This window comes from Paenisporosarcina sp. P5_A11 (assembly GCF_056400705.1).
Window position 1 is genome coordinate 47,235 of the sequence record NZ_JBFUKT010000002.1, and the last position, 13,654, is coordinate 60,888.

The following is a 13,654-nucleotide window of genomic DNA, read 5'->3' on the forward strand; positions in this document are numbered from 1 at the left end:
CGATATGGGATCTAAGCCCAAAATTTCAATTCAGCAACTGACGAAAGTGTTTTATAAAAAAGAAAATAGTGTCACCGCGCTCGAAAATATATCTCTAGATATCAAAGATGGAGAATTTGTTTGTCTGGTTGGACCAAGCGGGTGTGGGAAAACGACATTACTTCGGATACTAGCTGGACTTGAAAATCAAAGTTCAGGTGACTTTACAATTCAAAAAAGTGACCAAAATCGTCCCAATCAATCCATGGTTTTTCAAGAACGAGGTATTCTACCTTGGTTAACGGTCGAAGAGAATGTAGCGTTCGGGCTTTCAATGCGCCATTTACCTAAAGCGCTTGTTAAAGAACGTACTACTTATTTTTTAAATAAAGTGGGTCTTTCAAAGTTTGCGCAAATGTACCCAAAAGAACTTTCAGGTGGAATGAAGCAAAGGGTTAGTATTGCCCGAGCATTTGCAAATGATTCTGAGATTCTATTAATGGATGAACCGTTCGGAGCTTTAGATGAACAAAATAAATACATTTTACAAGAAGAATTATTATCAATTTGGTCTGAGACGAAAAAAACAGTGTTATTTATCACGCATAGCATTGATGAAGCATTGTATTTAAGTGATCGCGTGTTACTCATGAGTGCTCAACCAGGCAAAATTCTTAGTGAAATGAAAATAGAATTACCTCGACCAAGAAAATTAGAAGAAATTCGATCAAATCCTGAAATGGCTACAAAATTTTTAGAAATTTGGCGTCATTTACAGGTAGAAGTGCAAGGGTCCAGATTGTGAAGGGAGTGTATAGATGAAAAAGTGGTTAGGGATATTAGGAGTATTAATTTTATTGGTTGGGGGTTGTTCGGAAAAAGAGTCTGTTCAAGTCAACGACGACGTAAGCAAAGATAATCCATCTGGTGATTTAGCGCCATTAACTGAGAAAACAAAAGTTGTGATCGCGGAGGATGGTTCAGCTTCCGGAGCAGGTTTTTATATAGCTAACGAAAAAGGGTATTTTGATGATTACAATATTGAAGTTGAGTTTGTGACATTTGCGAATAGTGACGATATGTTGCCTGCACTCGCTTCGGGAGAAGTTGATATTGCTGGAGGTATTTCATCAGCTGCGTTCTTTAATGCAATTGCCCAAGGAATTGACGTAAAAATCATTGCAGATAAAGGACACAATGCCAAAGGACGTTCGTACTTTACTTTTGTAATTGGTGCTGACAAACAAGACGAAATTAAAGACTATAGTGATTTAAAAGGGAAAAAAATTGCTGTGTCAGGAGAGCATGGCGTTGATGATTACATCTACCAACTAATGCTCGAACATGCAGGTCTTGCAAAAGACGAGGTTGAATTTGTGCTCATGCCTGACTTTGGAACAATGTTAGCTGCTATAGAGAACGGCTCGATTGATGCGGCATTAAATATTGAACCTCTCATTACTCAAGGAGTTGCACAAGGTATTCACGCACGCTTAGGTGATGCAACAGACTTTGCACCAGAAGCACAAATTGCCATGGTACTTGGCTCTCCACAATTTATGAACGATGAACAAGATGTATCCTTGCGCTTTATGGCTGCTTATTTAAAAGGTGTCCGTGATTACAATGATGCTTTCATTAAGGGCGAAGGTAAAGACGAAATTATTGATATTATGACTGAATACACGGCATTAAAAGATGCGGCAGTGTGGGAAGATGTTTTTGTGACAGGTCTTGATCCAAATGGCAAAATGTTCATCGGTGATATACGTGACCAATATGAAATGTATAAGAAAAATGGAGCCATTCGTGGAGAATTCAAATTTGACGAAGCAATCGATACGTCAATTACAGAAAAAGCAGTGGAGATAATAGGGGAATACGAAAAATAAATACAACAAAAGTCTAAGAAAAGATGTAATAATACATCGCTTTTTAGACTTTTTTTATAAGGATTTTAACATGCTAAGAGAAATTATTTATTTCAAATTGATGAGTTCAATACTAGTTTGTTGAAAGAATCTTTAGGAAGCGTAAAATAGAAAGTGGTTTTAAAGTTCAGTAAGAGAGAAGATGAAAAAGTGGATACACATTTTTGGGGATTATTGCTTGAAATTATTTTGATCAATATTGTCTTAAGCGGCGATAATGCAGTGGTCATTGCTTTGGCGAGCAGAAATTTATCAGAAGACAAACGAAAAAAAGCCGTTCTAATAGGCACAATCGGTGCACTAAGCTTGCGTGTAGTTTTAACATTTGCAGCTGTGTATCTTTTGGAAGTTCCTTTTGTTGAAATTATCGGTGGATTGTTACTATTGTATATTGCCTTTGATTTAATTAAAAGTGCACAACAAGATCCGAATTTGCACTCTTCCACTACGCTTAGCGGTGCTATCCGTACAATCATTTTCGCAGATTTAGTGATGAGTTTAGATAATGTATTAGCTATTGCAGGAACTGCACAAGGAAATATTATCCTAATCATTATCGGACTTGCGGTAAGTGTTCCATTAATTGTCTTTGGAAGTCAGTTCATTATGAAGTTAATGGACAAGATGCCGATTCTTGTATGGGTAGGAGCTGGAATTATTGCATATACAGCGGGGAAAATGATGGTAGCTGATCGATACGGTCATCTTTTTATAGAACGAACATGGCCAAGTCTTGAATATATGGCGCCTATATTATGTGTTGTGTTAATAATAACTTTAGGTCTTATACAAAAGAAGCGGAGAAGAGATTTAGCTTCTTGAAAAAGATTGGTAATAAAACCTACTAAGATTACTGGATTCTAAAAGAAGGACATCCGTAACCCCTAATAGTATTCAAATTCTATCCTGTTAAAGAAGGACATGATTAGCAAATATCCATATTTGAATTATTTAATCTACAAAATAATAGGGAAAGGTTATTCTACATTTAGAATAACCTTTCCCTATTATTTATGATTTTGATTTTTCGAAATTCAAGTCCCAAATGACGCCAAAGGGATCTTGTAATTTCGCGTATTTGGCACCCCAAAATGTATCTTTAAGTTCCATAAAATGTTAAATAAGGAGTAGCTTGTATCAATTAAATTCTCTCCTTTGGATTCATACGAAAACGGATTTTCAATTCAGTGGTCACCAACGTCGGTGTTAAGGTAGCGTGGCATTTCGCTTTTCTAATTACTGAGCGTTCTCATCAACATGAAAAACGCCGAAAATAAGGCCTTCAGGATCTTTACAATAAGCAACGTAGCCCATTTCTGGGATTGCTGCTTTTGGTACGACCATTTCGCCGCCGTGCTCACTTATTTTCGCTAAATAGTCATCTACATTGTCTACTTCTACTGTGTTGAAAGTGCGTGGTTGAGCATCTGGGGAAGGCATAATTCCGCCATTTACTCCATTTCCATCTTCACCCATCATAACAAACCAGTAATCATGTTCGCCGAATTTTTCAATATTCCTCCAGCTTCTAATTTTGTTTTTAAGCTAGTTAAAGATGTTGATAGTTTCGATTCATATTTACTGACCCAACGGTTATAAATTTCTTGTAACGGGATGATATTCAAGAAGTTTAATCGTGTACGACCTTGTCTTCTAATAACGATTAAATGGACATCTTCCAATATCTTAAAATGCTTCATAACTGCATATCTTGATACATCAAAGTGTTCACTTACCTCACCTGTAGATAAAGGCCCTTTTTTTAATAAATCAAGAATATCTACACGAATTGGRTGAGATAGAGCTTTAAATAGATGAGTAACTTCTTCGTTAACCATGATTTTAATTCCTCACTCCCTTTCAAAATAATATGTTACTAAAAGGTAACGTATTATTTTTTTAAAGCAAGCTTGATGCAATAGGAGAAAGGGTGATGAAAAGAGGAAATATATGATAAACTTAAACTAGTATTTTCTTAATATTCTTACTTTAGATATAGAGAGGGTGTTGACATGTTTATTTCGTATAAAGTAAAACCATTTTTTGATGAAATGTTAAAAGAAAGTGGAAAACCAAAAGATCATTATCAAAAGTTTTATGATATGATTCAAAACTTTACTGTTGATGAACTTAAAGAAAAACATGAAACAGCCCAACTATCTTTTTTGAGACAAGGTATAACCTTTACGGTCTATCATAATAATGTAGGTGCTGAACGGACAATGCCTTTTGATTTTGTTCCAATTATCATTCCCCCAGAAGACTGGGAAACGATTGAAAAAGGCATGATGCAGCGCTCTGAAGCGTTAAATTGCTTCTTGCATGATGTTTATCACGAGCAGCAAATTATTAAAGACGGCCTCATTCCTCGAAATCTGGTAGAAGACAATCCCTATTATTACACCAAGCAAATGCAAGGGATAAAAATCCCATTAAATAATCATATATTTCTCGCTGGAATTGATTTAATTCGAGATGAAAATGGCAAATACTTAGTACTAGAAGATAATTTGCGTAACCCGTCAGGTATTTCGTATGTATATCAAAACCGTTATGTAATGCGTCAAGTTTATCCAGAGTTTTTTGCCAAACATTCTGTCCAAACGTTAGAACATCAAGTAACCTTTTTACATGAAGCTATCATGGATCATGCACCAGAAGGAGTGGACAATCCTCGAGCCGTTTTACTTACTCCAGGTATCTACAATTCCGCTTATTATGATCATGTGTTTTTAGCACAACAAATGGGACTTCCGCTAGTTGAAGGCCGTGACTTAATCGTCTCAAATAACATTGTCTATATGAAAACGATTCGTGGACTTGAAAAGGTGGATATCATATATCGTAGAATAGACGATGATTTTTTGGACCCCCAAGCCTTCCGTGAGGATTCTACACTAGGTGTTAATGGATTATTAGAAGCGTATCGTCTAGGAAATGTGGCAATATTAAACGGCATAGGTAATGGCGTAGCTGACGATAAAGCGATGTATGTATATGTACCAGATATGATTCGTTACTACTTAAATGAAGAACCAATTATTGAAAACGTGACGACATATCGTTTAGATAATACATGTCAAAGGGAATGGGTACTCGAACGTTTACACGAATTAGTTATCAAAAACGTAGGTTCATCGGGTGGCTATGACATGCTTGTTGGACCGCATGCAACTGCGCAAGAAATTGAGATTTTCCGAGAGAAAATTCTTGAAAACCCTCATCAATACATTGCACAACCAACCATCAAATTATCAAGAGCCCCTTCCTATCAAGGGGAAGAGTTTTATCCTTGTCATGTGGACTTACGTGTCTTTGTAATGAGAGGAAAAGAAACACATGTATTTCCTGGTGGCCTATCTCGTGTGGCACTGAAAAAAGGTTCCCTGGTCGTAAACTCATCGCAAGGTGGTGGTGGTAAAGATACATGGGTTATGAAAGCAGGAGGAATGAGCTAATGTTAAGTCGTGTAGCAGATTCACTCTATTGGATGGCACGCAATATTGAACGTACTGAATTAAACGCACGCATTTTAGACGTTCATTTAACACAAATGGTTGAAACCTCGAGTGAAGATCTATTAGACGGAAAACACTGGAATATTTTGTTTGAAGTATGTTCGACAAAAGAGGAATTAGAGGAACTGAAAAATAATGCTGAAACACAGGATGAAGAATATATTCGTTATTTAGCGTTTGAAACAGATAATGAAAATTCTATCTTCAGCTGTGTACGTGTGGCAAGAGAAAATGCACGAATCAGTCGTGACCACTTACCAAATGAACTTTTTGAAGTTTGGAATGATTTGTACCTTTATACACATCAAGCAGAACAAGAGCAATTTTCAATCCATCAATTGCGAGGGTTTTTGCAAAAAGTGAAAATGGCATCGTTAACAGCCCAAGGAATTATTGAGTCAGGGATGTCTCGTAGTGTAGCATATCGGATGATTAAGATCGGCAAATGGCTCGAGCGAGCAGAAAAGACAGCCCGTATTTTAAATGTTGTTTGTGAACAAACACGTGAAACGCAATTATTGTATAAAGGTGACGATTACTATGCATGGTTGGCTGCATTACGAATGTTAAATGGCTACGAAGCTTATTTAAAAGTAAATCGTCCGAAAATGGATCCTAAAACCATCTTAACTTTTTTAATTACAGACGAGTCTTTTCCAAGATCGATTCACTATAATATGAATCATGTTCGAGCAGCAGTTGATATTTTAGAAAATGCGAAAATTGCCCATTACTCTTCAGAATTATATTATGCTCTTGAAAATCTTAAGAACGATTTTGATGAAATATCTATTCAAGAATTAAATTCAGACGATATGCTCACTTTTTTAAATCAATTCCAAAATAAATGTAATGAAGTCGGTCAAATTTTCTCTAAAACCTATTATTTGATTGAACCGATTGCTAAGCAAGAACAAACTCAAATAGTTAGCATCCCAGAACAATTGAATTTGGAAAAAGCATCATCCATGAAATATAAAATTGAACATACGAATATTTTCGATTATGACACATGGGTTGATCAAAGTATGAACTCCATACGGTTAAAACCACGCACGGATGAGTGTCAGCGTTTGCTTTCTTATCGTACTGATATAACGCCTGTAGCTCTTACGAAAGAACATGTAGACATTTGGGGAAACAGTGTAGAATCATTCTTTATTGCAGATCATCATAAGCATTTAGAAGTAAAGGCGACTTCTGTGGTGAGCATTCAAAAAAGTCCGTGGATTCATCGAATTGATTATTCACCTGAAATGCACGCCATTTTCCATTCCGATTTATTTAGTAGTCATTACTTAGCCTATTTAAGCAATACGGCATATACGTATTTAACTCCTGAACAAATCGAACAGGTAGACTACGAAATTGGAGTCATGGTCAACCCGGTGCAGTATGCCATAGATGTAATGGGCTATTTATTTAATCGCTTTGCATATGATGGATCTTCTACTACCGTGTCAACGAAGGCACTAGAATCGTTTGATATGAAAAAAGGCGTTTGCCAAGATATTTCACACGTCATGCTTGGGATTTTACGAACTAAACACATCCCAGCAAGGTATGTAAGTGGTTACTTATATGTAGGTGAAAACTCCGCGTTGGTAGGGGACGCGGCTAGCCATGCTTGGGTTGAAGTGATGGTACCGGGAATTGGCTGGGTAGGTCTCGATCCTACCAATAATGTGGAAGCTCTAGAAAATCATATCCGCGTTGGTGTAGGACGTGATTATGGTGACGTAAGTCCAGTACAAGGTGTCTACCGTGGCGGTAGTCATAAATTAGATGTCAAAGTATCCGTAAGTCTAATTGAACAATAAGATGTAGCCTCGATAGTTTTAACGTCGAGGCTTCTTTGGAGGAAATTGGGTGAAAGCGGAATAAATCTTGGTTGTAGCGTAGTAAGAGGTTGTCAATTAAATGAAGCATAAAGCCGGATAAACTTTGCTTGACATCTTAAAAGACAAGTTACGGGCGATATACACGGAAATTAGACATAATAGAATAAATAGCTTTGAAAGGATGATTCCACATGACTACATATACAGAAATTACTACACTTCCACAATGGGAAAACGTTCTTCAACAATCAAAAGACAAACCATTCTTGCTTTTAAAGCATAGTACAACTTGTCCGGTCAGTTCAGCTGCATACCGTGAATTTACATCGATTGAAACGGAACTTGACTTGTATTTAGTAAAAGTTATTGAAAGTCGTCCAGTCTCCAACGAAATTGAAAGTAACTTAAGTGTGCAACACAAATCACCGCAACTCTTTTTAGTGTCAAATGAGGAACCAGTATGGCACACTTCTCATTGGAATATTACTCAATCAAACATAACTGATGCTATCCAACATCATCAGGCATAATAACGAAAATAAAACCCACTCTTGTTTCATTGGAGTGGGTTTTACTAATTTAATAAAAAACTTAGAATAGTCATGTATTATTACTATTTCTATAGTAATATTTTCTTAAGTAGATTTAATGAATACATATGAGGACGTGGGATGAATGGATTCAATAAAGCAGGTAGGTCAATATTTAATTAATAACGCGGATTCAATCTCACTTGAAATGATGAAATTGAGTTTAGACAAATTAGAAATAGAATTTCCAGTAGAACTTATAAATCAATCCGTCAAAGCGAATGCAGAATTTTTAGTATTACTAGCAGAATCTTTCAATGAAAGTGAAGAGAATGCTGCACAAGAATTAATAGAATGGGGTAAAAAGTACGGAGAACAGCAAGCATCTATGCTCTCACAACTTTCAGCTATCATAAAACCTTATGCTGATAACCGCTTAACTTTCATCAAACGTATTACACAGATTTCTATCGATCATAATTTAACAACTGAGAATGTTGTAGCGATTAATAACCGTGTCAGCTACCTAATGGATGTCAGTATGATAGAGACAATCTTTGCATATGAGGCATACCGCGATGAATTAATGAAGGAACGTCAACGAGAAATCAACGAATTATCAGCACCTATTGTACCTATTCAACAAGGAATTTCTGTTTTACCATTAATTGGGGTCATCGATTATCCTCGTATTCAACATTTATTGAATAACGTTCTTCCAGGTATTTCACTGATTGATACTGAACACTTAATTATCGATTTTTCAGGTATTTTAACAATTGATACAGAAGTTGCTCAACATATTTTCACCATCCATAATGTACTAAAATTGTTAGGCATCCATGTGATGTTCACAGGAATTCGCCCTAATTTATCAATGGCGGTTGTACAAGCTGGCATAGACTTTACCGCGTTCAACACTTTTGGGAGCGTCAAACAAGCAATTGAAAGTATTAAATAATGTCTTGAGGTGAATATAATGGTTCAATTAATAAAACCAACTGTTGATTTGCAGCCAGCTTATTTATCCTTCTACGAAGAGTGGAAAGCGTCTGAAGAACCCATGATACCTTGGGTAATTGAAAAAGATCCTAGTGATTTTCCAGCCATGGTCCAGTCGTTGTTGGATGCCGAAAAAGGAATTGGTCTACGAGAAAATTGGGTACCAGATTCTACATATTGGCTAGTGGATGAGGAATACCGAATACTAGGTGCCGTGAACATTCGCCATTCATTAACTGAGTATTTATTAAACGCAGGGGGTCATATAGGGTACGGTGTACGGCCATCCGAACGTCAAAAAGGCTATGCAACAAAAATGTTAAGATTAGCTTTAGAAGAAACAAAAAAGCTTAGAATCAATCCGGTATTAGTGTGTTGTGACGCTGTAAATACTGCTTCGGATAAAACCATTCGGAGTAATGGTGGCGTGGCAGATATAGATTTTGTTGAAGACAATGGAAATGTGATTAAACGATATTGGATTGGCTAAAGCTTTCTATGTGGTACTGTATGTCGTGAACATAGATTTTTGATGTGATTTGTGATAGCATTACACTTTAAAGAAGTGAGGACGTGATCGAATATGATTAACATTGAAGTGCCAAAACCAGATATTACGATTGTTCAAAGAGTACAAGATCGTTCAAATGACGAACCAGAGATTCCTTCAGTTTACGGCTTTATTGATTTTCATCAAATTGCGCGTGACAAAGGCGGAATTATTATGTTCTTCAACAAAGAAGAAGAGCTTTTGTTTGTCGGAAAAGCGCGTAAAGTAAGACAACGTGTTAAAAAACATTTTGAAGATAATGTATCGCCAATTAAAGATCATCGTGATGAAGTAACTAAAATCAAGATTTTTTATGTTGATGATGCAATGGAACGTGAAATTTACGAAACATACATCATTAATAAATTTGTAGCGAAGTACAATATCGAAAAAAAATTCGCACATTAATCAGTAAAAGCCATCCAATAGCGGATGGCTTTTTTGTTTGGGAATTTTCTAAAAAATAGATTTAAGCGATATGAATTACTCTTTAATTTAAAACAATTACGCTTAAACGAAATTATTATTGCATTTAAAGGTAATTTAAATTACTATAAAAAGTAAGAAAGGGGTTTTAAAATGGATGATATTCGATTGAACGTCGCATTACTTAGAAGGAAAGTACCAAACTTAACAACAGCAGCAAAATCAATAGGCATTCGACCAGCTACAGTTTCAAATTTATGCACAGGTAAAATTGATTTGGGGAAAGCGGAAGTTCGCACTTTAGTTGGACTCGCATCACTTGCTAATTGTTCACTAGACGAATTGATACTTAGAGGGGAGAAGTTGAATATGATTGAAACGAAGATTAAAACGTTAGATTTCTTTGCACCTTTAGTAAAGGGAGGGACGACTGGATTAGTGGCTCGTCCTGGTATGGGTCAAGTAGTTATTTTAGCAGAATTAATGCATCGTTTTAAAAAGAGTGACCTCACAACTGTATTATTACTTCCAAATATCAACCATCCCGAACTCGAAGGTACAACTGAATTAGCTGATATCGTGACCTCATCAATCGATGAAACATTCACAACCCTAACATCACAGAGTGGTGATGTTGTTTTCATTACAGACAAGAGTTACATTGTGACTGGTGAACTCCTGGAATTACAAGAAAAATTGGTTGCAGAACGCGTGCAAAATATCACAACGATACTTGTCGATCTATCTGGCGAAGTGGTTGATGAAGATATGCCTTATGGTCCACTTGAAACGCTGTGGCATCTGGATGCAGATTTAGCAATACGCCAGCAATTTCCAGCCCTTCATCCGATATATTCTACTTCTTCCATTCTTGAAGGGACAGATTTGGACCAACGTCACTTTAATTTAAGACAACGTGCACAAAAACTACTACGTAGATATCGTGAGCTACGTTCAGTGATGACTGTGCATGGTTTGGAGAAAATTCCGGCAGGTGAGTTGGGAACATATCAGCGGGGCGAGCGACTGGAAGCATACTTTACCCAGCCATTTTTTGTTGCAGAAGACTTTACAGGCCAACAAGGAAAAGCCGTACCGATGTCACAAACTCTACAAGATGTTGAATCCATATTAGATGGTAAGGCAGATCAACTGTCAGTAGATGAGTTGAAATATTGTGGAAGCTTAGTGTGATGTAACTAAGAGTGGAGAATTTTCCACTCTCTTTTTTTGTCGAAAAACGTGTAGATATCTAATCTTAAAATAAAGGGAATAGGTGTACATGTATCGAAATAGTATATAGTATGAATTTTTAATTTATTAACTAAAGAGGAGGAATTCTGATGACTTTTAAAGTTCAACGAATAGAAGATTTGAAGAAAGTCGACGTGTCGCAGTTGGTAACCGAAAGTGAAGAAGAAGGTTACCGTTTCTTAACTCGTTTAGTACATGATTATGAGGATGGATCTAATACGTTTAATAAAGATGGTGAAGCACTTTATGGTGTATGGGAGGGTCCTGAAAAATTAATCGCTATCGGCGGAATTAATCAAAACCCTTACACAGAAAATAAAGACGAAGCCCGTCTGAAGAGATTTTACACTCTTGGCGATGCACGCCGACAAGGTGTTGGGTCACAATTACTGTCTGAACTAGTAAATCACGCAAAAGGAACTTTCAAGAAAATTACGTGTCGTACAGAATCTGCAAAAGCAGATGCTTTTTATCGGGCAAATGGATTTGAAGAAACCCATGATACACCTGATACCACTCATGTACTGAAATTAGGATAAAAGCAAAATGAGGAAACGCTTGAGTATAGCGTTTCCTCATTTATTCATAAGACAAAAAACTCAATAAGGTTATTTAACGATTTTAAAGGTTTCTAACATGCGGTGGAACCTAGCACCGTGTCCTTCTGCAGCTTCCAAGAAGTAGTACTGTGTGATAACAAAACTTCCTTCTTGACCGTTACTAATCACGTAAGCATTGACGATTTTACTATCGGCTTCATTACCAGCTGCACCGTGTAAATTAAATCCTATGACTGGTTCGGTTACTTCTTCAACTTCTCTTAACTCAGGAAAGTCTTTTTTCAGCGCTGCTTCGATGGTATTTACAAKATCTTCTGGTTTTTCATCTGCAACTTGTCTAATTTCCATAGTTACTTCTGGATATTTTTCAGGTAGTGGGATGATGGTAGAAATGACATCTGAGTTTTCACCATTAGTTAGTTCGTAGCGAGTCTCATCGACGTAGATAATATACTCGGAATCCTTTCCTTCATTTAACTGAACTTCAGTCTCTTCGTCGGTGCCCTCTATGTTTTGTATTATTTGTTTTTCGGGAACAAAGATTTCTTTAATTTCTTTCACAAACGCAGTACCTGTATCTGTTTGCAAACTCAATGCTATAAGCAATCCAGCAGCAACAGTAATGATAAGTGATATTGCATAATTTTTCTTTTTCAATTTTTTCACCTCACTTCTTATTAATGGATCTTCACTAAATAGTTCTTGTTCTAATTCCTCCCATATTTGATCCTTTAGAACCTGTAGATGTTTATCTGTTCGCGCATGCAATTCATCAGTAGCTCTCTTGTCAAGATTACTCACTATTATTCAACCTCCTTTCAGTAGGAAACAGCTGATCTTTAAGTCGTTGCCTACCTTTGAACAATCTTGACTTTACTGTGTTGTGATTAAGTTCAAGAATTTCGGCAATCTCTTTTTCTGTGAACCCTTTTAAATATTTTAGAATGAGTGGGATTCGATGCGCGTCATCAAGTGACTGAATTACAGTATATAAATCAGAAAGACTATCAAAAGATTCTTCTGCAATGGATGGTTCATTTTCTAAGTCAGGATGTTCGAACTTCGAGTAAAATGAGTTTTTCTTTAGTAATCGCATACATTCATTAGTTAATATTCGGTAGAACCACGGATCAAAAGGAAGGTTTGGATTATAGCTATCTATTTGTCGGTATACACGTATGAAGGTTTCCTGTACAGCATCCTTGGCCATTTCACGATTCCGTGTAATCGCAGAGGCAGTTCGAATTGCATATTCTGCATATGCTTTGTACAAGTGACGAAATGCGTCTTGATCGCCGGCCTGTATTTGTTTATACCATCCATCGATATTCAATTATTATTCACTCCTTCCGGAACAACTGAAATCTGTTATTCTTACTATATTTACCCTTAGTAAGGCTAAGAAGTTTTCGACGTTTAAAATAAATAGTAAATGTAAATTAATTCGACCAAAGTGACAGGTGCACTTAACTTGATGTGCTTTTTCACATTCTTATCTGAAATGGAGTGATTTTATTTGGCAAGTGTGACAGGAATTGGTGGAGTGTTTTTTAAGTGTGAAAACCCTGTAACTTTACGAAATTGGTATAGAGAAAAATTAGGTATTGAATCAGATGAGTACGGTAAAACATTTCTTTGGAATTCAACAAAGCCATCAGAAGTAGGAAGTACAGTGTGGGCACCGTTTACACAACAGACATCCTATTTTGAACCTTCTCAGAAACAGTTCATGATAAATTTCCGAGTTGATGATTTGATTGAATTAGTTGGAGAACTTCAAACGAAAGGTGTAGAAATTATTGCACCAATTATAGAAGAGAGTTATGGAAAGTTTGCTCACATTTTAGATTTGGAAGGAAATAAAATTGAACTATGGGAGCCTGTTGATGAAGTCATGTTAGATTTGCTGAATCAAGAACAAAGTTGAATAAATAAAAACCTAGTTGAAACAGCCAAGTGCTACTTCAACTAGGTTTTCTGATTTTATTAAATCCATGTTTGACATCAAGCGTGAATCAATTTATACTAAGTTTAACTACTTTGTAAAACAAGGTAGTTAATTA

The 13,654-nt window shown here is 36.3% G+C and carries 16 protein-coding genes and 1 pseudogene; 12 read left to right on the plus strand and 5 right to left on the minus strand.

All coding sequences use genetic code 11. From position 1 onward, the window contains the following. Positions 1-4: 4 nt before the first annotated feature. From AC1DOS_RS01140 to AC1DOS_RS01150, 3 genes are all read left to right on the plus strand, one after another. Positions 5-784, plus strand: coding sequence for an ABC transporter ATP-binding protein (locus AC1DOS_RS01140; RefSeq protein WP_477536077.1), 780 nt, complete (start codon positions 5-7; stop codon positions 782-784). A 13-nt stretch (positions 785-797) separates the two neighbouring features. Next, positions 798-1,871, plus strand: coding sequence for an ABC transporter substrate-binding protein (locus AC1DOS_RS01145; RefSeq protein WP_477536078.1), 1,074 nt, complete (start codon positions 798-800; stop codon positions 1,869-1,871). 189 nt (positions 1,872-2,060) lie between these two features. Further along, a complete protein-coding gene (locus AC1DOS_RS01150) occupies positions 2,061-2,732 on the plus strand; it encodes a TerC family protein (protein ID WP_477536167.1) in 672 nt (223 codons plus the stop codon). Positions 2,733-2,921: 189 nt separating this feature from the next. Here AC1DOS_RS01150 and AC1DOS_RS01155 read toward each other — a convergent pair. From AC1DOS_RS01155 to AC1DOS_RS01165, 3 genes and pseudogenes are all read right to left on the minus strand, one after another. Beyond that, positions 2,922-3,020: pseudogene (locus AC1DOS_RS01155) on the minus strand (VOC family protein); the annotation flags it as partial. A 126-nt stretch (positions 3,021-3,146) separates the two neighbouring features. Further along, the gene (locus tag AC1DOS_RS01160) at positions 3,147-3,389 is read right to left on the minus strand and encodes a VOC family protein (protein WP_477536079.1); all 243 of its coding nucleotides are present in this window, start codon (positions 3,387-3,389) and stop codon (positions 3,147-3,149) included. Then, positions 3,386-3,748 (minus strand): ArsR/SmtB family transcription factor, encoded by a 363-nt coding sequence (locus tag AC1DOS_RS01165; RefSeq protein ID WP_477536080.1) that lies wholly within the window; start codon positions 3,746-3,748, stop codon positions 3,386-3,388. The genes AC1DOS_RS01160 and AC1DOS_RS01165 overlap by 4 nt, the downstream gene beginning before the upstream one ends. A gap of 174 nt (positions 3,749-3,922) precedes the next feature. Between AC1DOS_RS01165 and AC1DOS_RS01170 the strand changes: the two genes are divergently transcribed. From AC1DOS_RS01170 to AC1DOS_RS01205, 8 genes are all read left to right on the plus strand, one after another. Then, the gene (locus tag AC1DOS_RS01170; RefSeq protein WP_477536081.1) at positions 3,923-5,368 is read left to right on the plus strand and encodes a circularly permuted type 2 ATP-grasp protein; all 1,446 of its coding nucleotides are present in this window, start codon (positions 3,923-3,925) and stop codon (positions 5,366-5,368) included. After that, positions 5,368-7,248 carry an alpha-E domain-containing protein gene (locus AC1DOS_RS01175; protein ID WP_477536082.1) on the plus strand — a complete coding sequence of 627 codons (1,881 nt, stop codon included), beginning with the start codon at positions 5,368-5,370 and terminating at the stop codon, positions 7,246-7,248. Before AC1DOS_RS01170 ends, AC1DOS_RS01175 begins: the two co-directional genes overlap by 1 nt. Before the next feature lie 212 nt (positions 7,249-7,460). Continuing rightward, positions 7,461-7,799: a bacillithiol system redox-active protein YtxJ gene (gene ytxJ, locus AC1DOS_RS01180; RefSeq protein WP_477536083.1), complete on the plus strand. Its 339-nt coding sequence runs from the start codon at positions 7,461-7,463 to the stop codon at positions 7,797-7,799. A 145-nt stretch (positions 7,800-7,944) separates the two neighbouring features. After that, entirely contained in the window at positions 7,945-8,760 is an 816-nt protein-coding gene (locus AC1DOS_RS01185; RefSeq protein ID WP_477536084.1) for an STAS domain-containing protein, read from the plus strand. Between the two features lie 18 nt (positions 8,761-8,778). Continuing rightward, entirely contained in the window at positions 8,779-9,291 is a 513-nt protein-coding gene (locus AC1DOS_RS01190; RefSeq protein ID WP_477536085.1) for a GNAT family N-acetyltransferase, read from the plus strand. 93 nt (positions 9,292-9,384) lie between these two features. After that, on the plus strand, positions 9,385-9,759 hold the full coding sequence (locus AC1DOS_RS01195; RefSeq protein ID WP_108584941.1) for a nucleotide excision repair endonuclease: 375 nt from the start codon (positions 9,385-9,387) through the stop codon (positions 9,757-9,759). A 171-nt stretch (positions 9,760-9,930) separates the two neighbouring features. Further along, positions 9,931-10,971 carry a P-loop NTPase family protein gene (locus AC1DOS_RS01200; protein WP_477536086.1) on the plus strand — a complete coding sequence of 347 codons (1,041 nt, stop codon included), beginning with the start codon at positions 9,931-9,933 and terminating at the stop codon, positions 10,969-10,971. A gap of 149 nt (positions 10,972-11,120) precedes the next feature. Beyond that, on the plus strand, positions 11,121-11,570 hold the full coding sequence (locus tag AC1DOS_RS01205) for a GNAT family N-acetyltransferase (protein WP_108584943.1): 450 nt from the start codon (positions 11,121-11,123) through the stop codon (positions 11,568-11,570). Between the two features lie 69 nt (positions 11,571-11,639). On the opposite strand, the gene AC1DOS_RS01210 is transcribed toward AC1DOS_RS01205, so the two are convergent. Continuing rightward, positions 11,640-12,392, minus strand: a complete 753-nt coding sequence (locus AC1DOS_RS01210) for a hypothetical protein (protein ID WP_477536087.1) — start codon at positions 12,390-12,392, stop codon at positions 11,640-11,642. Beyond that, positions 12,385-12,924 (minus strand): RNA polymerase sigma factor, encoded by a 540-nt coding sequence (locus tag AC1DOS_RS01215; RefSeq protein WP_477536088.1) that lies wholly within the window; start codon positions 12,922-12,924, stop codon positions 12,385-12,387. Before AC1DOS_RS01215 ends, AC1DOS_RS01210 begins: the two co-directional genes overlap by 8 nt. A 192-nt stretch (positions 12,925-13,116) precedes the next feature. Between AC1DOS_RS01215 and AC1DOS_RS01220 the strand changes: the two genes are divergently transcribed. Further along, a complete protein-coding gene (locus tag AC1DOS_RS01220) occupies positions 13,117-13,518 on the plus strand; it encodes a VOC family protein (RefSeq protein ID WP_477536168.1) in 402 nt (133 codons plus the stop codon). Positions 13,519-13,654 lie beyond the last annotated feature (136 nt).

Bases quoted from the DNA above. Each gene is read 5' to 3' on its own strand.
- AC1DOS_RS01195 (WP_108584941.1), top strand. From the start codon at position 9,385: ATGATTAACATTGAAGTGCCAAAACCAGATATTACGATTGTTCAAAGA.
- AC1DOS_RS01200 (WP_477536086.1), top strand. From the start codon at position 9,931: ATGGATGATATTCGATTGAACGTCGCATTACTTAGAAGGAAAGTACCA.
- AC1DOS_RS01160 (WP_477536079.1), bottom strand. From the start codon at position 3,389: ATGATGGGTGAAGATGGAAATGGAGTAAATGGCGGAATTATGCCTTCC.
- AC1DOS_RS01175 (WP_477536082.1), top strand. From the start codon at position 5,368: ATGTTAAGTCGTGTAGCAGATTCACTCTATTGGATGGCACGCAATATT.
- AC1DOS_RS01170 (WP_477536081.1), top strand. From the start codon at position 3,923: ATGTTTATTTCGTATAAAGTAAAACCATTTTTTGATGAAATGTTAAAA.
- AC1DOS_RS01205 (WP_108584943.1), top strand. From the start codon at position 11,121: ATGACTTTTAAAGTTCAACGAATAGAAGATTTGAAGAAAGTCGACGTG.
- AC1DOS_RS01185 (WP_477536084.1), top strand. From the start codon at position 7,945: ATGGATTCAATAAAGCAGGTAGGTCAATATTTAATTAATAACGCGGAT.
- AC1DOS_RS01190 (WP_477536085.1), top strand. From the start codon at position 8,779: ATGGTTCAATTAATAAAACCAACTGTTGATTTGCAGCCAGCTTATTTA.
- AC1DOS_RS01140 (WP_477536077.1), top strand. From the start codon at position 5: ATGGGATCTAAGCCCAAAATTTCAATTCAGCAACTGACGAAAGTGTTT.
- AC1DOS_RS01145 (WP_477536078.1), top strand. From the start codon at position 798: ATGAAAAAGTGGTTAGGGATATTAGGAGTATTAATTTTATTGGTTGGG.
- ytxJ (WP_477536083.1), top strand. From the start codon at position 7,461: ATGACTACATATACAGAAATTACTACACTTCCACAATGGGAAAACGTT.